The sequence below is a fragment of the Photobacterium profundum genome, from assembly GCF_003026285.1.
Taxonomy (GTDB): domain Bacteria; phylum Pseudomonadota; class Gammaproteobacteria; order Enterobacterales; family Vibrionaceae; genus Photobacterium; species Photobacterium profundum.
The window spans coordinates 330,816-353,168 of record NZ_PYOD01000004.1 but is presented as its reverse complement, the minus strand read 5'-3'; the positions used below and the strand labels follow the sequence as shown (position 1 = coordinate 353,168).

Sequence of the window (22,353 nt, the reverse complement as noted above, 5' to 3'; positions counted from 1 at the left end):
ACATGATTAAATTAACTGGATTATCAAAAAAATATAACGATACTTTCGTTGTTAAAAATGCCGATGCTTTATTTCCATTAGGAGAAGTCACCTCTATTATTGGTCCTAATGGCGCAGGTAAAAGTACGTTGCTATCAATGGCTAGTCGCTTAACAGAAAGCGATGCTGGCGAGGTGCTGATTGCAGAAAAGCCCTTATCACAGTGGGATACCCAAGCATTATCTAAACGTTTAGCGGTTTTACGCCAGTCTAATAACGTTAACATGCGCTTCACTGTTCGAGAATTAGTGGCTTTTGGGCGATTTCCTCATTGCCAAGGACGACTTAAAGCGGAAGATAATCGTATTATTGATCAAGCGCTTAACCATTTAGATATTGAAAATATACAAGGTAAATTCCTTGATCAACTCAGTGGCGGTCAACGTCAGATGGCTTTCATTGCTATGGTTGTAGCACAAGACACTGACTATATTTTTCTGGATGAACCCTTAAATAACCTTGATATCAAACACTCGGTCGAGATCATGCAAACGCTGCGAAAACTTGCTCACGAGCTTAAAAAAGCCGTGGTTATTGTTATTCACGATATCAACTTCTCTTCTTGTTACTCCGATAATATTGTCGCGATGCGCAGAGGTGAAGTGATTAAAAGTGGTAAAGTACATGAGGTAATCCAAAAAAACATTATGGAAGATATCTACAATATTCCTTTTGATATTCAAGAAGTGAACGGTAAACGTATTTGCCTTTATTACGGAAGCTAGTGTTCTTATTCGTTCAGCTTAATATTTCGGCTTAATAATGATAATTAAGCCGAACTATTACCATTCAAGCCTTATAGCTTCGTCTTATTAAGGTCTTCATTATCTTGACGTTTAATCACTTTGTGTCCATCTTCGGTAACGCCACTTTTCCAATAACTACTAAAATAGCACTGCGCCCTTTCAATACCTTTATCGGAATTTATGTAACTACGCATTTCACGCATCATGCTGAATTCACACGCACACCAAACAGACACATCACCGTCTAACCAGTTAAGCGTTTTTACTTTTTGTGCAAGGGAAAGAACCTCAGCGGTACTATGGACGACAAGCTGCATGCCCGTTGGCATATTCGCAAGTGATTGCATGTCTTCTAACACTTGCACACTCACCACAACATAGCCTTTTGCGTGTTCAGGTAATTGACTCAATTTCACTTGCAACGCAGTAAGCGACGTCATGTCCGCAACCATTAGGAACCAGTCAGCATGTTCAGAAAATCCCTGAATTGGACGTGGACCGCCAACAGAAATAACATCACCTTTCACAGCTACTTGTGCCCAACGAGCCGCATAGCCACCAGCATCGCGGCTCAGCGGCTGAGTACTATCAATATCATGACGCACTAGATCTATTGTCATCGACTGATTCAGAAGATCAAAGCTACCAATGGTGAATGTTCGTATTACTGCTTTCTCATCTTCTGCAAGTATAGAAAGATCGGTGCCACCATTAGAAGCGAACATTAATTTAACGTACTGCCCAGCACAATCAGCAGGAAACAAGCTGACATCATCACCGCCTAAAGTAATTCGCTGCATATTCGGCGTAACAACTTCATTAGAAAGTACAACAAGTGTTTTTGGTAAATTCTTCTTCATTTTTTACTCTCTTATTCTTTATTTTCATTCTGCTTATTGCCTTCATTTTGGCAATGTCCAACATGATGATGCTTATAGCGTCGTCGCAAATCACCCACTTCGCCTGCTTCTGATAACTTGGCTTTCACTCGTTTTACTGTAGAGATACTGGTCTGCGCTTCGTCTGCAACCACCTGCAATGTTTTGCCTTCAAGCAACAAGGCCGCAATTTTCTGATGGCGCGTTTTATCTGCACGCCGCCCTCTAAATTTTGCCTTCCATTCTTCAGGATCATCACGTAATGCCTTACGACCAAATTCAGCCGCTGCGCGTCGATATCTACTTTCTGCTTCTGCATAACCTTGTACTAATTTCATTAATACATCGGTCATTACGCAATCAGGAGTAAAAGATAGACTTTGGTTAATCGTTTGAATATGAACACCCTTAGCTAAAAGGGTTCGCATCGTGTTGTTGCAGCATTCAAAGTCACGCCCCAGCGCTGAAATCCACCATACTACAAGGGTATCCCCAGCTTGTAGTTGTTCATCAAGCGATTGAAAAACCGGGCGTTCTTCAGCGGGTACATAGCCTTTGATACCCGTTTCTGTAAATAGTTTTACATTTGGATATGCATCTTTTATCTCTGAAACATGCGCTTCAAAATCTTTATATTTTGGTGATAACCGAACATAAGCGACAACGTTAGACATATTCATCTCATCACATAAATGGTTCATTAAGTTATGTGGTCCATAATAATAGCTAACAATCGAGCATTACAAGTGTAAACATTGATATTATGTTAATTAGAGAGGAAAGCTAGGCGTGTCGTGTACTGGTAAAAATGTAATGCTGATGCATATAAACGAGCCCTCAAGCAAAGAGCATGAGGGCAGTATACTATTCTAAGACTACATTGAGCTACTTAATTACTTTTTGCATCGTAATAATAGAAGGATTTGAAATAACACATTTATAACAACAGAAAAAGAAAGGCTGAAATTAATATACCTCCCCCAAGAACTAAGGGGTACATTAAGCTACTAACGTCTTTTGCAATGGGTTGAGGTGCTTGTTCAGGCTCATTTTGTTGTTCTTTAAGCTCATCTTCACCACCAAATAACGTTATGACATCATCAGTTGTTCGCGATTGCAGTAACTGTTCACGAAAGTCATCATCAACTAATGATGATGTTAACGTGGTCAGCAGTTCCATATGAGTTGATCCGGCTTCTGCTGGTGGAATCGCTAGCAGAAAGATCATGTTAACTGGCTCATCACCATCAAGCCCTTGCCACATTAACTCTCCTTTAATCAAGGCACAAGCAAACACAGGTTCTGTAACGGCTTCTGATTTACCATGAGGCACAGCTAAATATTCACCCAGTGCCGTTGGACCTTCTTCTTCGCGTTTCAATACGGCATCAAGGAACATCTGTTTATCAGTCAGCTTTCCGCTTTGTTCAAGTTTATCAGTCAGTACATTGATCGCCTCTAAACGATCTTCGAACACAGCATCAAGAAGAATGAGATTTTTTGAAGTCAGTTGTGCAAGTTTCATTTCATATTCCTAATGGCTGTGTTAACCAAACAAATTGATACGGTTTAAGGGTAAATTGAGCATCCTTTTTAGCATCAGATACTAAATCGTAACCTGCCACGTTGAGATCTACGCTTTGATCTGAAGACGTTAAGTTAACCACAAAGCGGATAGCTTGCTCGCCTGCACCACGCTGAAGACCAAACAAAGCATCGCCCAAGGCTAATACTTGTTGCGCCGAACATGGTGAGAATGCTGAGTATTGTTTGCGTAACGCTAATAAACGCACCATTCTCGAGTATACTTTTTCACGCAATGAGCCAACTTCAGCCAACTCAGTTTCTAGCTCATCAAGGTTGAATTTCTGTCGATTAATACGACGATTAATACCTGAATCAACCATACCCTGTACGTCGTTCTCGCTGCCAAGCAGGCTATGGTAATAAATCGCAGGCACGCCGATAAACGAAAGTAAAATAGATTGTGCAGCTAAAAATTTATCCGCTTTTATTACATCGCTGTCATTGGGTTCAGTAATCGCACTCAAATAATTGATATTTAGCTCGTACGGTGACTGTGTTCCATCTCCATTATCTTTGTAATTAACACGCCCGCCTTTGCGTTCAACCTGCTGACACATCATTTGGCGATCGTAGTTAGTTAAAATCCCTTCTGTTGGGCGTACCCCTATACCGTCGTGGCTCGCAAGAAAGTTAAAATACGTATTTTTTCGCCCTGCATTAAGGCTTACCATTGCCTCTTTCGTTAAGGCTGTTGCCCATTGAGTCAGTACTTGGCTATTTTCACTCAAAAATGCATGTAACGTGAGCGGCGGTAATGGAAACTGATACACCATGTGTGCTTCATCATCACTACCAAAATACGCAATATTCTCTTGGTGCGGCACATTGGTTTCAGTAATTAAAAGTGAACCCGGCATCACTTCATCTAACACTATTCGCCATAATTTTATAATTTCATGAGCTTGCGGCAGATGAATACAACTTGTTCCCAGCACTTTCCAAATAAAGCCAATAGCATCTAAGCGGATTGAACGCCCACCATTGGCTGCATACATCAGTAAGATATCAATACTTTCAATCAGAATTTTGGGGCTCTTAAAGTTGATATCGATTTGATCATCAGAGAATGTCGTCCAGACATGAGTAACATCACCTGACGCCTTTTTAAATGGCGTTAAAAGTGGCAAAGCGCGGGGGCGCGTAACACTTGAATAATCAAAGCTGGGATCAGACTCAACAAAGTAATCTTTGTAATTTTTATTACCCGCTAAATACTGCTGGAACCAATCACTACTCTTCGATATATGATTAATTACACAGTCGTACATTAAATCGAAATGTGTAGAAAGTGCATTCAGATCCGCCCAGCTTCCAAGATTAGGATCAACTTGGCGATAATCGACAACACTAAAACCATCGTCAGATGTATATGGAAACATAGGTAATATATGGATATTACTGATTGCTTCTTGTAAATATTTTTCAGCAAACACTTTCATTGTAAACAGTGTTTTTTCATCACCACGACCAAAGCTATCCCCATAAGTGATGAGATAAGAGGTGCTTTCATCGACCCAATTGGGAAATTGAGCAGCATGTGGTTTCCATTTTTCTATGAGTGTAATAATGTCATTAGTGATCGTTTGCGCATCAGGCTCACCATACAACTTAGCGACTTTATTTAAAATTGCTTGTTCAATCATGATAACTAAACTCCAGTCGTTAGTGGGTCTGAAAAGTAAGACGTAAATCAATGCTGTTATTAGGTCGAACGACCATATCGTCTTCTATCAATTGTTCACGGTAATTCACTCGTTCGACAAGAGAGAAATGATCAAAAGAAGATAACGCGAGATCAATATTACTATCCGTTGCATTAAATAATCGTAGAATCACAGCATTATCGCGATAGAAAGAATGACCAACACTAGAAATCTCCAGCGACTGTGCCACTTCAAATAAGCTGACGCGGTTGACGCTTTCACGCTGATCAAATCGGACTTGGAAGCGCTCTAAACGATTTTCAAAATTATTTAGACTCTGTTTTTGATAGCTAAAAGGAGCATCAAGGTATTGTCGTTCTTGTTCTCGAACAGTACCGTGGCTTGCATTGCGGGTAAGGGCAATCGCAAAACTAAATTGCATTGATTTTTGCAGCTGAGCATCCGGCGTATGTACAACAGTATTGTTGATACCAGATGCCCGCCCAGGACGCCATAAAAGGTCATCTTTACCTAATGCGCCTGTCGATTTAAATAGCGTTAAGGCTACTTTATCGTTTTGAGCACCTTTAAGGATTTGAAACTCTTTCAGCCCTCGACCATTCACAACCAATGCTCGGTCTTGCTGCTCGATAGCAACAGCTCCGTCTGTCGTCTCAATATCGATAGGACATTCACGATACGTATCGCGCCACCCATCAATACTTGGTGCAACAGGACGTTCCATCAATGCAAAAGCTTGCGTGCTAATAGATGTACTGGTTTGAACATCAGAGTTAATCAGCACCCGTACACGGTGATCTTTGGCTTGATTGAGGGTAACAATATCAACATGAAGCTGAGAGTAGCCTTGCACTAGCGTTAACTGAATATCGAATACTGCTTGGGTTTGATTATGCTTATTTTCACGGTTAGCTAAATCTACTGGCACATCTAGAGCTACGCGCAACCTCATTACTTGTTGTGTTTCACCAACCTGTGTTTCAACCCAATCGATAGATTGATTATATATTGGTGAGTCACTCTCCAATGGAGAGAAATCATACGAGTCCCCATTATCGGCTTGCTCTTCAAATGTCAGCAATTGCGAAATAGTGCGCCCGCTTTGCTTATCTTGAAGGTGAATTTGCCCTTCTTTCCACTCCACAAGCAGCAACTGATTTTCAATTACTTGTTGCTCACAAACCGTGACCTGAACATTTGATTCAGAGCCTTCAACAAGTTGGAAAACCTGATACCCCATTGCAGGTAACCTATCAACCGTCACATTCAGTTCGAAGCGATAGTATGGTGGAACCGGAACTTCTTTCTCACCATCTTTGGTTACTTCTATCACCTTACCGCCATCTAGTGTCTCGCGGCTCAGTACTTCAATAGGCAGTATTTTATCGCCATCTGTCAGCAAAATATTGTCGCTGTGGCTAAATGCAACAACCTTAACAAGGCCAGAATATGCAGTAATTTGACCGTTGAAAATCATCACGTCATTGTCATGACAAGTGCTCGCAATTTCTTTAACAACTAAGTTGAATAAACCATGACAAATCTCTTGTGCTTGTTTTAAGCGGTGCATGATATCTGCGTTAGTCGCATCACTATTACAGCCGCCGATACTATCATGGGCATGGCACTCAAGAATCTTCTTCCATGCAAGATCTATTAGCTCAGTGTGAACGGTAATCCCCTGTGACTTAGCAATAGCTACCACAACTTCAAGTTTTTTCAGTAAGAATTGTTCAATTTCAAAATTAAGCTTTTTAATATCATATCGCACTGACGCAATCGTCTTGTGAATTCGAGCATAACGTGGCGCTTTAAACTCGCCTTGATAAGTTTCAAAATCATCACTGTTATGTCGCAAGAAATCGATGAATGCTTCCATTGAAGAAATCGCATACACATCACCATTTGGTGAGCGTTCAGTTGCTGCAGCAAGGGTTTCTGGTAATGCAGGATCAATATTAACTTGGTCACCACCAGAGGGAATTAATACCTCGTTCAAGCCAGACAGTGATTTGATTTTCTCTATCATCGGGAAGATTTTTTTATCTAAATGTTCAGGCGTTGCTACAATATTTTTTGCCGCACCATACCCATGCACCAAGTTATAAGCATGAATTTGATCACCACCAGTCGATTGCCAGAAAAAGTGTGACTTATTGATATGCTGGTCGTAATCAATACCACGCCAAAAAACAATATTGTCGATACCCATTCCTTTAAAAAGTGTAGGCATTTGGGCGTTATGGCCGAAGGTATCGGGTAAATACCCCACTTTCATACTATGGCCAAGTTGTTCCGCGATATGCATACCGTATTTCAAATTACGGATAATGGATTCACCAGCCACATTGTAAGTATCGGTTTGCGTATACCAAGGACCGACAAACAACTTTTTATCAGCAATCAACTTAGCCATACGATCACGCATATGAGGAAGCACTTTAAGGTAGTCTTCAACGATTGCTGATTGACCGTCTAAATGGTAACAGGCATAACTTGGTTGGCACTCTAAGGTTTCAATAACTTTAGTAAAATTATAAGTCGCTAAAACGTCACTGTCTTGCTGCGTAAAATACCACTCTCGATCCCAGTGGGTGTGGGGAATAACATGAACTTTAGCCATGATGTCGTTCTCAAAATGATTTTATTGGGGAGAGAGGGCTAGAATACTTAACCCTCTCTTTCTCGTTATGCGTTGGCTGTTTGCGGCTTAGTACACAGTAATAAAGCTGCTGCAATAAAGCTTGACCCAGCGATAACTGAAATGGTGTAGCTCACAGGATCTGATGAGAGGAACCAACCCCATACAGCAGGTAGCGGCAAGCTTTGATAAACATCCATAACTACCGCTAATTGCGTACCGATGATTGCGCCTAAAATCATAATAGGTATCATTTTTGGATTCTTAAGAATGAACGGAATCGCACCTTCAGAGATACCAATTAAACCCAGCATTAATGATGTTTTACCAACTGCTTGTTCTTCATTAGAAAATACACGAGGGCGGAACCTACCATCAAAGAATGCCGCTAAACCAACACCAATCGGGGGAATAACAATACCCAGTTCACGCGCAATAAGATCGAAACCATCGCCCATGCCATTAAGGCCCAACGCTACAGAACCTGCCGCTTTATTAATCGGACCACCAAGGTCGAAAGCAGTACCAGCCGCAATGACCATCGAGTAAATTCCACGACCAGCATCACCTGCCTCTGTAAACAGATTGATCATGGAAACATTGACCGCACCGAAAAACGGATTTATCGCATACTCCATCGTCAGAACCATTACCACACCGGTAACCGCAGGTACTAACAGCATGGTTTTTAAGGTTGTCAGTTCCGTCTTTACTTTGATCGTATCGTTCAGATAGCGGACTAAGTAGCCAACAAGAAAACCAATTGCGATGGCACCAAAGAATCCCGATGGTGCCCAACCTTCCAGATCGAAGAAGCGCTTATACACCTCATCAGTCATAATACCGCCAATAAAAGCTGGCACCAACGCGGGTTTTCCCGCAATTGAATATGCAAGATAGGCCGCAAATATTGGATACATAAACTTCATTGTCATGAAGCCTAATTTATCTAAAGTTTCAATTGGCGTGCCTGAAATATCAACAAACTCACCCGTAATTTTAGCAACAGCCATCAATAGACCGCCCAAAACCACCACAGGTAGCATATAGCTAATACCTGTCATGATATGCCCTATAGCCACTTGATAAGCAGAACGTTTTTGTTCAAAAGGCAAATCACTCGCAGCATCAGACTTCTCTTTACCACGCGTAAATACTGTTGGTAACAAAGCATCTACATGCTTAATCAATTCTTGAGTGCGTACATTTAATGGATTGGCGTTATCAAAACGTTCCATATCCATAATTGGCACATCTATAGCAAGCACAACCCCATCAGCTGTTGCAATATCATGAGCCGTGAGCCTATTTTTCACACCATCACTACCTTGCGTTTCAACTTTTACTTCATAGCCCTGCTTTTCAGCCCAGCTTTGAATTTTTTTTGCAGCCATAAAGGTATGTGCAATCCCCGTAGGACAAGCAGTGACTGCAACCAGTTTTTTCTTAGTCATCATTTTTCTTCTTGTTCTTAACAATTGCCACCAGTATAAGAAGTATAAATATGCTCAGATATAGTTTCGTGGTACTACTCATGTATCACGATACTTCTGTGATACATGTCAAAGACTTTACGGCGTTTTTCAAGCGTAATATCAACAATTTCCTCAATAACAATAGAGTTCAATGAACACTTTCAGAGGCATAGAACGTAGCATTTACGAATACTTGATCAGTCATGCAAGTGAACTTCATGAAATATCAGCCAAAACTATCGCGAATAAGGCACTAACAACAACCACATCGGTTAACCGTGTCTGCAAAAAAATGGGGTATGCAAGCTATACTGAAATGCGTTATAAGCTTGCCAATGAGTTAAAAGAGCAAATATTAACACCTGTTGAAAGCGTTCAAGAACAACAGCAAATCAGTATTATTGCAGATGCACTAAAACACTCTCCAGTTGTTTACCTCTACTCTCGGGGCGCCTCAATTGTGAGTGTAAACTACTTATCTCGCTTTTTGTCTCTAGCAAACGTACCCCACCTTGTTATCACTGATATTCATCAGCTCACCCGGGCAGAACTGGGCACAGTGCTATTAATCAGTAAATCAGGCGAAACAAAAGCGGTTATTGAAATGGCATACAATGCCAAGAGGAAAGGTTTAAAAATATTGGGAATAAGCCACAAAGGCTCAAGTCTTGATCAGGCAAGTCATTCAAATGTACCATTGAAAGACCAAGTAGATGGTATATCACTTTATCGCAGAGAGTCACAAATTCATATATTGGAAATAGTCGATAAAATTGGAAAAGAGTTATTAGAATTTTAATCTTTTACTAAAGAGCTGCACATTAGCAGCTCTTAATCATTCGTTGTCTTAGTTTTAAATATTAAACACTATAAAGTCATAACAAACCCCAAACGAATAGCATAATCATTTTCTCGCTTACCATTTTCATCAACATAAGTTTCGTCGACAGAGACTAATTCCATGTAAGGCGTCCAAGTCTCATTTAACTTGTAATTAACCATTACCGTATGCTCCCAATAATCATCTCGCCCTGTGCCTTGATCGACACCATCTTGGAATCGGTAGCGAGGGTTATACATCAGCCCAACATCACCAAAGCTCTTCGATAACCAAAGATCGAACTGGTTTGATGCACCACGCGTCGTTCCACTACCATCAAGTTTGTTTTTACCGTTCGCATCATTCGACCAATTGTAGCGGTAACGACTGGTTACCGATAATCCATTATCAAATACTGTCCCAAGCTTTAAATAAGGGCGATATTCTGTCCAATTCGGGGCTGTGACCATAACTAAGCCTGGAGACCAAAACCAATCATCATTAATCTGGAATTTATACGTAGCTTCAAATTCTTGTGCGGCTGCTTTTAACCCATTAGTATCCGGATCATTTGAATCATTACCTGCAAAATAACCATCATTATGAATCTGTGCAGCCTCTGCACTGAAATAAAACCCTGAGTCAAAAGTGTGCATAAACTTTACACGGCTATCTTTAATATCAGAATTAGTATTGTTACCAAACCGAACATCAAGTTTCGTTTCACTCGCAACAGTAGAAGCAGAAGTAACAGCCAAGATAGCTGTAAATAGTAGGCTTTTCGCTTTCATATTTAACCTTTATAAAGTGTTTTATAAAAATAGAATTATTTAAGCGCTCATATAAAACCTAATTCTTCTGACTGTAAAAAGTATTATCGTACATTCGCTGTATGAAGATTCGAGTTGAATTTAAATCACACTTTTGAGGAGCAAAAATGGGATTCTGAGGAGAAATACTTTCGTACCACCCAACAACGTTGCGTCTGATTATGAAACTGTGCGTTACAACGCAAGTCCATCCCAAAATAATTTACTGCCAGATAAAAATAAAAAGAAGTAACACAATTTATATATCAAATCTTGGCTAACGCGGTGCAATATTTTAATACCTAATTTTACCCCAACAGGGGCTAGCGGCATTAATACGAGCGCGGTTAATAGATTGGTTTGATCAAACTCGCCGAGTAATGTGTAAGGTACTAATTTAAATAAATTGATAATGCCAAACAGCACAGCCATAGTCGCAACAAGCACGACTTTATCAAGCTTTAACGGTAACAAATAAATACTCGCGGGGCCGCCACCAGCATGAATGGCTGTACTCGAAAAACCGCTAAGCACACTCCAAAACCAAGCAGTTATTACACCCGATACCACTCCCAGTTTTTTCTTTACTTTGTTTCTAGAGGCAATGTACTGTAAACAAAACAAAAGTGATAAGCCACCTATTAACAATTTCAATCCCGCTTCCGGCGTAACACTCAAAAATAAACCAGCAAGTACAACCCCTACCACCGCGCCGGGTAGCATTAACTTGATCTGAGTATAATCTGCATGTCGGTAATGCTCTTTTATCGCAAAGACATCCATTAAACATAAGATGGGTAAAAGAATCGCGGCAGCTTGAGTGGGAGCAATTGTTAATGCCATTAATGGAACGGCAATAATACCTAATGCGCCGCCCAAACCACCTTTACCGATCCCATAGATCAATACTGCTGGAACTGCAGTAACATAAAACCAAGGATCGGAAACGATCATATAATTTATCCATCTACGATCATAAAGACAAAAGAGCTGTTTCTTAACAGTTCAATCCTAGCCAAAACCTCTTTTAGCTAAGTACTTACGACTGCGCTTTATATCAGGCAGCGTTGTGGATGAATTACGAGGATCGCGCTCTTGCTCTATGGTGATCCACCCGGTGTAACCAATTTCAGTCAACACTTGTTGAACAGCATCATAATCAACAGCACCTTCACCAATCGGACACATCACTCCATCAGCACATGCTTGCCAAAAACCAACCCGAGATTCAATAACACTGCGCAATACAGCATCATTTACATCTTTAAAGTGCACGTAATCTAACCGATTCGCATACTGCTTCAAACTCTTCGCGGGATCCATTCCTGCATAATATAAGTGACCCGTATCAAGGCATAGCCCTACTTCATCATGCGTCAATTCTGCCAACATACGGTCGACTTCATCTTCATATTCGATATAGCCACCAGCATGGGGGTGAACAACCGCACGAATATCAAATGCTTTAGCAATCGCACTGATCTGGCGAATAGTATTCATCATCACCGACCATTTACCATTTTCTAACCGTGGCGCTAAATCGCTTAGCCCTGCAAACTGACTACGAACATCATTCACACAATCGATAACAACCAACTTATCGGCACCGATTTTTTGTAATAAAGCACACAGCGTTTTTGTTTTATTGAGTATGTTAATTTGGCTATCAATATCAGATAACGGTTCGAAAATCGTTCCTGCACAAATCTCCAGTTGTTTCAAAAATAAAGCCGTACTCACTGAATCAGCATCTAGCGGCATAAAGCCATATGGGCCAAGTTCTAATCCCGCAAAGCCAGCCTCATTGGTTTCATGTAATACATGCATCCAATCTGGATTATGAGGGTTATCAGCCGACTCTACACCCCAGCAGCAAGGTGCACACGCAATCAAATAACTCATGTTCTACTCCTTTTATATACAGGAATTTTTGACCATTTCTACTATACGGACTTTTTCTCGCATAGCGGTTTGCATTTTTGCAAACCGGGTTTGAGCTTATGGCTATAACACCCAAATCAAACATCCTTTTACACTGAATCTGTATTCGATAATCCATGAAAACAGGATGAAGTTATGGAACCCATTTACATCGTAGCTGCAAAGCGTACTCCTATTGGCAGTTTTAACGGCTCTCTAGCCCCTGTACCTGCGCCAGAACTGGGTGCCATTGCCATTCGCGGGGCATTGAATCAGTGCCAACTTGACCCAACGCTTATCGACGAAGTGATTGTGGGTAATGTATTAAGTGCAGGTATCGGCATGGGGCCAGGCAGACAAGCTGCAATCGCCGCAGGTATTCCCGACACGGTGCCCGCTTATACCCTTAACATGATTTGCGGTAGCGGCATGAAAACAGTCATGGATGCTGCTAGCCATATTCGTTCAGGTGATGCTGAAATTATTGTGGCTTGTGGAATGGAAAATATGTCTCAAGCCCCTTTTTTACAGCCTTATCAAATGCGTGCTGGTGTTCGAATGGGTAACCAAACCATTGAAGACAGTATTATTAAAGACGGGCTAACCGATGTATTTAATCAATATCACATGGGTATTACTGCTGAAAATATCGCTGAAAAACTCAATATATCGCGAGAAGAACAAGATGCTTTTGCCCTCTCTAGCCAAAAAAACGCAGCAATAGCACTAGAAAGTCATGGCTTTAAAACTGAAATAGAGCCTGTAAATGTAACTCACCGTCGCCAACAAAATTGCATTGAAACCGATGAATACCCAAAAACGGATACCACAACAGAATCGCTCGCTAACTTACGTCCAGCCTTCAAGAAAGATGGAACAGTAACAGCAGGTAATGCATCAGGTATTAATGATGGTGCTGCGGCGATTATTCTGGCATCTAAATCAGCGGTTGAACGTTACCAATTAGAACCTATTGCTGAAATTGTGGGTTACGGCCAAGCTGGGGTTTCACCTGATGTTATGGGACTAGGGCCTGTACCTGCAATTGCGAATGTACTCGATAAAACCCAATTATCGCTAAGTAATATTGAATACTTTGAATTAAATGAAGCGTTTGCAGCGCAAGCACTCGGCGTGGTTAAACAATTAGCCGAACAACACGACATCGATCAACAGTGGATATTAGATCGCACTAATCATAACGGTGGTGCCATCGCACTTGGGCATCCGTTAGGTTCCTCAGGCAACCGTATTCTCGTTAGCCTTATCTATGAATTAGAACGTCAAAACAAAGAGTATGGATTGGCATCGCTATGTATAGGCGGTGGTATGGGCACAGCCGTTATCGTTCGTCGTTGCTCGAAATAAGCCTAAGAATGTAGAAAGGAACACAACATGAAAAAAATGATTTCAGCAGAAGCTATCGCCAACAAACTCCATGACGGCATGACAATCATGATCGGGGGGTTCATGGCAAATGGCGCCCCTGAAGGCTTAATTGATATTTTACTTGCACATAACATCAAAGATATCACCTTGATCACCACCGATACTGGCACCCCAATTACAGGTTCAGGTCGACTTATTTCAGAACGCCGAATCAAGAAGCTGTTCGCATCGCATGTTGGAACCAACCCAGAAACCGGCAACCAAATGAATGCCAGTGAACTCGATGTTGAGTTAGTACCACAAGGTACATTAGCCGAAAGAATTCGGGCGGGAGGCGCAGGTCTCGGTGGCATTCTAACACCAACAGGCTTAGGCACACTCGTTGCGGAAAACAAACAAGTTATCACAGTAGATGGTGAAGATTTCTTATTAGAGAAGCCCCTTCGTGCTGATTTAGCCTTTATTCGGGGTTCTATTGTCGATACCAAAGGCAATGTATTTTACAAAAAGACCACTCAAAATTTCAACCCGTTAATGGCAACCGCGGCTGACTTAGTCATAGTCGAAGCTGAAGCGCTCGTCGATGTAGGTCAGATAGAACCAGAATGCGTTCATACTCCAGGTTTGTTCGTTGATTATGTTTATCAGGGAGGAAAATAATATGGCACTAGATAAGCATCAAATTCGTCGCAATATCGCATGGCGTGTGGCACAAGAGCTGAACGATGGTGATGTGGTGAATTTAGGCATCGGAATGCCGTCTCTTGTTGCCAATGAAATTGATTGTGATATCGAACTGATTTTACAATCTGAAAACGGGCTACTCGGCATTGCAGGCTTAGCTGATATTACCAATACCGACCCTGATTTGGTTAACGCAGGCGGACAACCTATTACCGCAGCAGCAGGCGCGAGCTACTTCAATAGTGCCGACTCATTTGCGATTATTCGTGGTGGTCATGTTGATGTCACCGTTTTGGGTGCATTGCAGGTTGATGAACAAGGTAATCTAGCTAACTGGATTATACCGGGCAAGATGGTTCCCGGCATGGGTGGCGCGATGGATCTTGTGGTGGGTGCTAAGAAAGTGATTGTATCAATGGAGCACACAGCGAGAGGCAAACATAAGCTATTAAACCACTGCACATTGCCGCTAACAGCCACCCATCAAGTTAATATGATCATCACTGAAATGGGTGTTATTGAAATAACACCAGAAGGGATGCTATTAACAGAAATTGCCCCAGAATATACGGTCGAAGAGGTTCAACAGGCGACTGAAGCAACGTTAATCATTGCAGATAATTTAAAAATCATCGCCTTCCCCAAGCAATAGCTAAAATAACGGATGTCTAAAACACACCTAACTCTACTGATACTGATACTGATAAGAAAGTTAGTCTTCGCTGATAACTTTCTTTATTAACTTATTGTTCTATTCTCACTCAGTATCTTTAATCAGGTCGCCATCGTCTTGTGCTTTGTCTTTCTTATCGTTACAGCCCATCATTTTCATCATCATAAACATCATTGCACCGCAGAAAATCAACTGGATGGCTATTCCGCTGAGAGCGGCAAGCGTAAAGTTACCAAGAAAAAGAAAGTACGCTACCGGTATTCCTAAACACAGTGCACAGATTATTTTACATAGCTTTTTAGTGTTCATTTTCATGGTGATATTAACCTTCATCTTTTTGGTTTTTTAACTTACTTGTACTTTTATGTTCAATTTTTCTGCTATACGTTGTTAGTTGCCCACGCTAGCAGTCCATCATTTTCACGCCTGAGCTTTTAATGGTTGTCATTACCTTAGAGTGCATACCTTTACCAGCCAATTCCTGTGTAACGACAACATCCATAGCCGCTTGTGGTATATCATTTACCTCTACAACACCCCATACACCGCCTTTCTGCGGCATAACGTCGATGATGAGAAAATTTGCAAAAGCTAAACCTACTAATACCGAGACTCCTAAAAAGAACATTGTAATTGTCTGGTTCATAGCGTTACCTTCTTAGGCGTTTTAATCTAATGTCTCGATGGTATGGAAAGAGCTTAATCCTTACAGTTACGGGAAGGTCAAGGGTAAAAGATAAAATAAAAATCACGCTCTTATAACGTAAAAAAAAGCCACCTACTGGCAGCCTTTCTATGATTTACACATCAGTTCTTATGGTGAACAAATCAACGCTGTCTATTCAGACTGGTTGGTTCCACATCCATATTTTTCTTGGAAAAATGCCAACATACCACTCGCTAAAGAGTTCTGGTGCTTCGCTTTATTCTGATAATACCAATAGACGAAATCCCATCTAAGTTTGTCTAACCAATTGAGCTCTTGTGATATACAAATATTATCCGTTTTACTTTCAACAAGAGCCTGAGCATATCCTGCGAGATACAACTCACACCAGACCTCATATTCTGCACCATCTCTGGCATCAGCCTCGCCTTCAAGACAAATTTCAGCAAACTCTTGAAAGTTCAAATGACCATTTTTATGAATAGACTCTGCATTTAGCCCAGAACTCAGCGACAACAAAATAGTCAGACTCAATGCTTGAAACCACGAAAAAAATACTTTAACTTTCATAATTCCTACTCAGTTAGCAAACAATCACCCTTTGCTATACGTTATTGCACCCGTATTACTTAGCCTTCGCCTCAATTGCTTCTTGTACAGCCTTCTGGTGTTGCTCATTATTCAAGAACCCGGGCTGAGAAACTTTGTTCCAAAACTCTTCATCTTGCTGTTTGCTATGGCAGCCTAGGCAAGTACCGGAACGTTCCATTTTGTCACGCATCTCTTTGGGCAGCGGACCAGCCAATGGCCAGTGAGAACCGATACTAACGATCTGACCTTCTTCACGATCGACGATCTTCGAAAGATCATGCTCAAGTTCAGGGATGGGTTGAATCTGAACTTTGGCTTCTTTAGGAATAACCTTACCTTGAGCATCTTTGAGATCAGCATAGTATGGCTTATTAATATTACTCATATACTCGCCATCACTAATACCGTAACCCAATGTTTTAGGATCGCTATGGCAAGATTCACAATCTCTTGATTTCCGCCCAATGGTATGGGGCTGCACAGGAGAGTGATCTAACCCGTTGCCTTCAGGTGTACCCCAAAGTTTGTTGTGAACAACGGTATTTCCATCCTTATCGATAACGGTCGTTATCACCTGACACCCTGGCATTAATGGGGTTACCCTACCCTCGCCATTAATACCCAAAATTGGTGTTTCCCAACGTAAGTACGAACGCGTTTCAGAAACCTTACCAGCCGATTTTAATCCTTTCGAACCTAATACTGCATCTGGTGTTAGGCCATCTTTGCCCACCGAATTCACATTCGCAATCCAGTCTGCATCTTGTTTTCCTTCAGAGTAATCAACGGTTATATGGCAGCCATAACATTGAGGTGCCCAATTGGCATGACAGGCGTAACACTCCATTCCTTCCATATGCTTATCAATGGCCATTTTGGCTACTTTGGCTGAAGGGTCTTTCCAAGTATCGGTATCTGCAATTTGTTTTAATACCGGCACATTGAAGTCTAAACCAGTAGCAGAGTGCACGACCACCTTATCGCCATCTTTAACGACATTACCGAGTGGGTTCCCCCTTGCTGACAGCAAGTAACCATCACGTTTTTCATAAACTGTCGCCACCTTCATGAACTTCGGTAGTTTATGGGCTAAACCTCGTGCTTTATCATCGAGTTTACCGCCGAACTCTTCGCCATAACCTAACGGTAATTCCCAAGGAAATTTACTTGGCGTGCCGTGACAATCTGAGCACTCAATTTCAACCTGTGCCAGAGTTGTACCTGGAATATTGCCATCACCGTGCATATCAATAGAGGTATGACAATCCTGACATAGAAGCCCACCTGAAGGGTTACCTTCTCGGCTTGGGATCTGGTGATGCACATCAGCTTCAATTTCAGTGTAATATTTTCCATGCAGGCTTTCTTGCTTACCACCCGTTGGGGTATACGGACTTCCATAAGGAAACTCCATTATCCCATTAAAGCTTGGGCCAACCCGCTTTCCGCGATTATGACAACTACGGCATGTTTCAGACGGTATTCCCGACCATGTGAGCCCATTATGAGTGATCTTTGATTTACGCGTTGCCTGCATTTTGTGAACAAGTAATTTCCCTGGCACCGTTTTATCTATTGTGGGATCTTCCCCCTCATATAGACCTTCAACACCATAAGGAACATGACATGATGAACAGCCTGTACCACGGAAATCACCGCGTCGTTGTGAACCACTAACGCCAACATGGCAACGCTGACATTGCTGTCTAGAATATGTTATACCAGCAAGGTTGGGGTGGTCGGGAATATCATCAACATTTACATCTTGAACTTGTGATAATTCAATGGGAAATTGATCAGGGTGCTGTTCAGCAAGACGAGTCATATATTTTTTATATGCTGGAGTACCTATATTGGGGACAGGACCATCTTCATCTTTAATATCATAATTCCCCAAATTAGAATTATGATCATTAACTATTCCCCAGCTCCAAAGGTTACCTTGTAATTTACCGGCTTCAGTACCCATGAGCGATTTTTTCACTCGTTCTACATATCCAGCATGGCATAGACCACACGTTTTATCGGCTATCCAAATACTGCCGGGATCAGGGTAAAAATGCTGAGCACCCCCTAATTCAACCAGTAACTCTGGGGAGCCAGCGTGCGCCTTTTCTTTATCTTTAGCTGTTGGGTCTCCCCCATGACAGACTGTACACCCTTGCTTATCAAAGGTTTTTGACATTGCAGTAATAGCCAGAGTCATCGGTCCTTCAGAAAAATCAGCTATCCCTTCATGGCAGCTTAAACAGCCAGTGAATTGACCAGTATTACTTGCATTAACATAAGGTAAAGAGAGAATTAGAATAAATAAAAAGCAACGCATAGCCCTATCGATAAGCTGAAACATAGTCGCTCCCGAATACTTTCGATGACAAATAACAACTTCATTTAATACTATACTAGAATCAAAATATCGCCTGAATATTACTTATTTTCGATTATCCATTGAAAATTAATTTATGTTGTCGGGGCTCAAATGAAATTCAACTTATTACCCGCAAAGCTTTGGTCACTACCAAAAAAATGGTGGTTATTTGGAATTCCCATTGGTGGAATAATTACCTTTTTCGTCGGTATTATTTTCTGGGGTGGTTTTAATACCGCAATGGAAATGACCAATACAACAGCCTTTTGCGCCACTAGTTGCCATGAAATGCGACAAGCTGTTGTTCCTGAATGGCAAAGAAGTGTGCATTATACAAATCGAAGTGGTGTACAGGCTGGTTGTCCTGATTGCCACGTGCCAGAACCATGGGTGGATAAAATGATACGCAAGATGCAAGCCTCTATGGAGCTTTATCACAAGATGGTAGGCACAATCGATAATATGGAGAAATTTGAAGAACACCGTCTTACTATGGCACGTCGTGTATGGAAGGCGATGCAGAAAACCGATTCTCGCGAATGCCGAAATTGCCACCAATTACAGCATATGAACCCTGACGTACAACAAAAAATGAAGCACGAGTTCTTGTACGGTACGGCACGTACTTGTATAGATTGCCATCGAGGCATCGCACACCAGCTACCTCAAGGCTTGTTTCCCGATGAAGTGCCCATGGTCACCCCACCCGATCTCAACCTAGATCTACCACCGCTTGATAGTGATGACTTGCTAAAACACATCAAAGACATAAGTAATAATTAATCAATACCAAACGCCAAGGAAGGCTGACACCAACCAGCCATATTGTGGATTCTTCTGGGTGATGTAGCCCTTACGAAGGAGGTTGGTTGGCAATATTATGCGTAGCCAAATACGCTTTAGCTTGCTCACGCCCCATGTATTTACCCAAGGTTTTTTCGGGTACTTGCGCCAAGTTCACCACAATCAAACCATCTAAAGCATCATTAAATGCAGGATCGACATTGAAGCACACCAACTTACCTTTCAAACCAAGATACTGACGCAGTAATACTGGCAAACCCCGACCTTGTTCTAACCGGCTTAACACTTTTGATAACAGCTGCACATCACCTAACGCAGACAGCATATCGGTATGCCAGAAGGCCTGTCCATCGCCTTTCAATGGTGTAGTGGCATTCACTAACGCCGCTTTGTCGTTGTCATAATGATGAACGGTTAAGGTCGATGCCATAAGATGACGCGCCACCAAACTGTAGTCATTACTAATGCTGACAGGGCCAAACAAATGGGTGTACTGCGGGTGACGAGAAACAAACGTCGCGATGCCTTTCCATAACAGTAGTAAAGCACTTAAACTACGCTGATACGGCGCGGCGACCACAGAACGCCCCAACTCTATCGATGTACCTAACTGATTGATAAACGCTTCATCATAATTAAACAAGCTACGCGAATATAAACCGTCGATACCTTGTTTCTCGACCAACTCATCCACCAGCCCCATACGATAAGCACCCACCAACTCGTGACGGGTGTTATGCCATACAATAAGTTGGTGATAATGCGGATCATAGTCATCCACATCGCACGCAAACCCAGTGCCCTCACCCACCGCACGAAAGCTAATTTCACGTACACGTCCTATTTCTTGCATCATCATTGGAATCACAGCAGATCGCACGCAGTACACATCGAAAGCCCCTTGTGTTAACAGGTGACAACTCGGCTCAAGCAAATCCATTTCAGCTTGCAACACAGCAGGGGGAATTGCCGCAATCACGGGTTCACCAGCGATTTCAGTCTCTGACTCACAAGCGACGGATCCATGAGCCTTAGATTCGTAGGCTGTAGATTCATGGGTCGTGGATTCATGAGGCGTTGGGTTATTGATTAATGGCTGAGTATTGTCACTGCTTTGTAACGAATTATTCGCACTCAATAAATAGGTGTTGAGTCGCAGGTAGTTCACGACTTTCTGGTCGCGATCTAACACTTTCAATTCAGAAAAAGGAATTGCATCACCAATGGCGATCGACATAGTTTGATTGTGCTTATTCAGCAACTCACGCCCCAGCAACAAGGTACGCAGCATAGGATGAATAGTTCCAGCCCTGTAAAAGGTTTTACTATTGTGACCGTCAATAAAAATCGGCACTGTGGTCGCTTGGCTACGTTTAACCAATTTAGCCACCGAGCGACTCCATGCTTTGTCGATCAAGCGGTGTGGCATAGCCTGCACGTCTTCGGCAGAATCTGACGCAGCTTGATAGGTCGACACTTCGCCTGCTGGAAAAATCAGTAGTAATCCCCCTTCGGCCAAATGCTGATGAGCTTCTCGCATTGCTTTTATATTGGCTTTAATGGCCTCTTTGCCTTCAAACACATCTACTGCAATAAACAACTCACTGATTTCAGGTAAACGCTTTAAATAATGATTTGCCAGCACTTTAATGTCATTACGTACATGCCCCAGTAGTTCTGCCAGCATCACGCCTTCTATCGCGCCCAGAGGATGATTCGCCACCACAACCGTTGCGCCATTTTGCGGAACATTCTCTAAACTGCCTTTAGTAACTTGATACTCAATACCCAGCACATCGAGGGTATAACGCATGAAAGCATGAGCACTTAACCCTGCTGGTCGCTGCTGATATAGCGCATCAAGTTGGCTTAAACCTGTCGCCCATTCTGCAACAGATTCCCCTAAACCAAAGGGGGTTACGCGCGGTAAACGAAACGGACTGCTTTGCGGATTCATACGGCACCTCCATTTTCGGTATCAGTGCCACCAGAATGCCCCTGCGATAAACGTAGAAAGTGATGTATAACGTGATGCAACAAACCTTGAGGCTGACGGCTATCACGCACAACAAGCACAACTGCTGATAGCCAAATCAAACACGCCATACCAAACAGCAAACCACCGTCTGTGCCTATCATCTGCCCTGCTGCGTTAAATTCTGGCATCACAATACCCAGCGGCGTAAACAGGTGGAAAAATATCGCGCCAGCCATAATTCCTACCGCCATCACAGCGCCAACACCATGAAAACGAGTAAACAGCAGTACAGCCGCAATCAACTCTGCTGTACCAATCAAATAACCGCCATACGTACCAAACCATGAAAAACCAGACCACCCAGCTAAGGTGCCAAAAATAAATTGGGTTTCGTACGAGTTAGTGAATTTAAAAAACAGCGATTGCACAAAGATAAAAGCAATAAAAAGCGAGAGGGCACCCGCTAACGATAATAATGCTGGACGTGAGTTGGCTGTCGGTGTAGTTATATTCATAAAGTAGTCCTTCTCTTTTTTAGGCATATACGTATCCCTCGCCCGTGTCAGCACGGCGATTAATAAATGAGGGGTGTCACGTTTATTTCAGAGCATTTATTTCAA

General features: G+C 42.0%; 21 protein-coding genes. 6 read left to right on the top strand and 15 right to left on the bottom strand.

Features of this window, described 5'->3' with window-relative positions; genetic code table 11:
* The first annotated feature begins 2 nt into the window (after nucleotides 1-2).
* Nucleotides 3-764 carry an iron ABC transporter ATP-binding protein gene (locus C9J48_RS13645; protein ID WP_006230280.1) on the top strand — a complete coding sequence of 254 codons (762 nt, stop codon included), beginning with the start codon at nucleotides 3-5 and terminating at the stop codon, nucleotides 762-764.
* A gap of 71 nt (nucleotides 765-835) precedes the next feature.
* Here the strand turns inward: C9J48_RS13645 and C9J48_RS13640 are convergent, their stop codons facing one another.
* The 6 genes from C9J48_RS13640 to C9J48_RS13615 form a co-directional block, all read right to left on the bottom strand.
* Entirely contained in the window at nucleotides 836-1,645 is an 810-nt protein-coding gene (locus tag C9J48_RS13640; protein WP_006230281.1) for a siderophore-interacting protein, read from the bottom strand.
* 11 nt (nucleotides 1,646-1,656) lie between these two features.
* Nucleotides 1,657-2,337: a recombinase family protein gene (locus tag C9J48_RS13635; RefSeq protein ID WP_165481765.1), complete on the bottom strand. Its 681-nt coding sequence runs from the start codon at nucleotides 2,335-2,337 to the stop codon at nucleotides 1,657-1,659.
* A gap of 263 nt (nucleotides 2,338-2,600) precedes the next feature.
* Nucleotides 2,601-3,188, bottom strand: coding sequence for a fructose PTS transporter subunit IIA (locus C9J48_RS13630; protein ID WP_006230283.1), 588 nt, complete (start codon nucleotides 3,186-3,188; stop codon nucleotides 2,601-2,603).
* Nucleotide 3,189: 1 nt separating this feature from the next.
* Nucleotides 3,190-4,893, bottom strand: a complete 1,704-nt coding sequence (locus C9J48_RS13625; RefSeq protein ID WP_006230284.1) for a sugar phosphorylase — start codon at nucleotides 4,891-4,893, stop codon at nucleotides 3,190-3,192.
* A gap of 19 nt (nucleotides 4,894-4,912) precedes the next feature.
* The gene (locus C9J48_RS13620) at nucleotides 4,913-7,537 is read right to left on the bottom strand and encodes a glycoside hydrolase family 38 N-terminal domain-containing protein (RefSeq protein ID WP_006230285.1); all 2,625 of its coding nucleotides are present in this window, start codon (nucleotides 7,535-7,537) and stop codon (nucleotides 4,913-4,915) included.
* A 65-nt stretch (nucleotides 7,538-7,602) separates the two neighbouring features.
* Complete coding sequence (locus C9J48_RS13615; RefSeq protein ID WP_006230286.1) at nucleotides 7,603-9,009, bottom strand: PTS fructose transporter subunit IIC; 1,407 nt, start codon at nucleotides 9,007-9,009, stop codon at nucleotides 7,603-7,605.
* A 172-nt stretch (nucleotides 9,010-9,181) separates the two neighbouring features.
* Between C9J48_RS13615 and C9J48_RS13610 the strand changes: the two genes are divergently transcribed.
* On the top strand, nucleotides 9,182-9,829 hold the full coding sequence (locus tag C9J48_RS13610) for a MurR/RpiR family transcriptional regulator (RefSeq protein WP_006230287.1): 648 nt from the start codon (nucleotides 9,182-9,184) through the stop codon (nucleotides 9,827-9,829).
* A gap of 68 nt (nucleotides 9,830-9,897) precedes the next feature.
* On the opposite strand, the gene C9J48_RS13605 is transcribed toward C9J48_RS13610, so the two are convergent.
* The 3 genes from C9J48_RS13605 to C9J48_RS13595 all read right to left on the bottom strand — a co-directional run bounded on the left by C9J48_RS13605 (nucleotide 9,898) and on the right by C9J48_RS13595 (nucleotide 12,561).
* Entirely contained in the window at nucleotides 9,898-10,641 is a 744-nt protein-coding gene (locus C9J48_RS13605) for an oligogalacturonate-specific porin KdgM family protein (protein WP_006230288.1), read from the bottom strand.
* Nucleotides 10,642-10,854: 213 nt separating this feature from the next.
* Nucleotides 10,855-11,613, bottom strand: coding sequence for a sulfite exporter TauE/SafE family protein (locus C9J48_RS13600; RefSeq protein WP_006230289.1), 759 nt, complete (start codon nucleotides 11,611-11,613; stop codon nucleotides 10,855-10,857).
* A 57-nt stretch (nucleotides 11,614-11,670) separates the two neighbouring features.
* Entirely contained in the window at nucleotides 11,671-12,561 is an 891-nt protein-coding gene (locus C9J48_RS13595; RefSeq protein ID WP_006230290.1) for a TIM barrel protein, read from the bottom strand.
* Nucleotides 12,562-12,735: 174 nt separating this feature from the next.
* On the opposite strand from C9J48_RS13595, the gene C9J48_RS13590 reads away from it, so the two are divergent.
* Genes C9J48_RS13590 through C9J48_RS13580 form a run of 3 tightly spaced genes read left to right on the top strand, consistent with a single transcriptional unit; the run spans nucleotide 12,736 to nucleotide 15,304 of the window.
* Complete coding sequence (locus C9J48_RS13590; RefSeq protein ID WP_006230291.1) at nucleotides 12,736-13,947, top strand: acetyl-CoA C-acetyltransferase; 1,212 nt, start codon at nucleotides 12,736-12,738, stop codon at nucleotides 13,945-13,947.
* A 27-nt stretch (nucleotides 13,948-13,974) separates the two neighbouring features.
* The gene (locus C9J48_RS13585) at nucleotides 13,975-14,628 is read left to right on the top strand and encodes a CoA transferase subunit A (protein ID WP_006230292.1); all 654 of its coding nucleotides are present in this window, start codon (nucleotides 13,975-13,977) and stop codon (nucleotides 14,626-14,628) included.
* 1 nt (nucleotide 14,629) lies between these two features.
* Nucleotides 14,630-15,304 (top strand): 3-oxoacid CoA-transferase subunit B, encoded by a 675-nt coding sequence (locus C9J48_RS13580; RefSeq protein WP_006230293.1) that lies wholly within the window; start codon nucleotides 14,630-14,632, stop codon nucleotides 15,302-15,304.
* A 105-nt stretch (nucleotides 15,305-15,409) separates the two neighbouring features.
* On the opposite strand, the gene C9J48_RS13575 is transcribed toward C9J48_RS13580, so the two are convergent.
* The 4 genes from C9J48_RS13575 to C9J48_RS13560 form a co-directional block, all read right to left on the bottom strand.
* Nucleotides 15,410-15,640, bottom strand: coding sequence for a hypothetical protein (locus C9J48_RS13575; RefSeq protein ID WP_006230294.1), 231 nt, complete (start codon nucleotides 15,638-15,640; stop codon nucleotides 15,410-15,412).
* A gap of 88 nt (nucleotides 15,641-15,728) precedes the next feature.
* On the bottom strand, nucleotides 15,729-15,971 hold the full coding sequence (locus tag C9J48_RS13570; protein WP_006230295.1) for a hypothetical protein: 243 nt from the start codon (nucleotides 15,969-15,971) through the stop codon (nucleotides 15,729-15,731).
* A gap of 192 nt (nucleotides 15,972-16,163) precedes the next feature.
* On the bottom strand, nucleotides 16,164-16,562 hold the full coding sequence (locus C9J48_RS13565; RefSeq protein WP_006230296.1) for a hypothetical protein: 399 nt from the start codon (nucleotides 16,560-16,562) through the stop codon (nucleotides 16,164-16,166).
* 55 nt (nucleotides 16,563-16,617) lie between these two features.
* Entirely contained in the window at nucleotides 16,618-18,933 is a 2,316-nt protein-coding gene (locus C9J48_RS13560; protein WP_006230297.1) for a hypothetical protein, read from the bottom strand.
* 129 nt (nucleotides 18,934-19,062) lie between these two features.
* On the opposite strand from C9J48_RS13560, the gene C9J48_RS13555 reads away from it, so the two are divergent.
* A complete protein-coding gene (locus C9J48_RS13555) occupies nucleotides 19,063-19,734 on the top strand; it encodes a NapC/NirT family cytochrome c (protein WP_006230298.1) in 672 nt (223 codons plus the stop codon).
* A gap of 70 nt (nucleotides 19,735-19,804) precedes the next feature.
* On the opposite strand, the gene C9J48_RS13550 is transcribed toward C9J48_RS13555, so the two are convergent.
* Both C9J48_RS13550 and C9J48_RS13545 read right to left on the bottom strand, forming a co-directional pair.
* The gene (locus tag C9J48_RS13550) at nucleotides 19,805-21,712 is read right to left on the bottom strand and encodes a bifunctional lysophospholipid acyltransferase family protein/GNAT family N-acetyltransferase (RefSeq protein ID WP_006230299.1); all 1,908 of its coding nucleotides are present in this window, start codon (nucleotides 21,710-21,712) and stop codon (nucleotides 19,805-19,807) included.
* Nucleotides 21,709-22,248, bottom strand: coding sequence for a hypothetical protein (locus C9J48_RS13545; protein ID WP_242610813.1), 540 nt, complete (start codon nucleotides 22,246-22,248; stop codon nucleotides 21,709-21,711). The genes C9J48_RS13550 and C9J48_RS13545 overlap by 4 nt, the downstream gene beginning before the upstream one ends.
* Nucleotides 22,249-22,353: the final 105 nt, after the last annotated feature.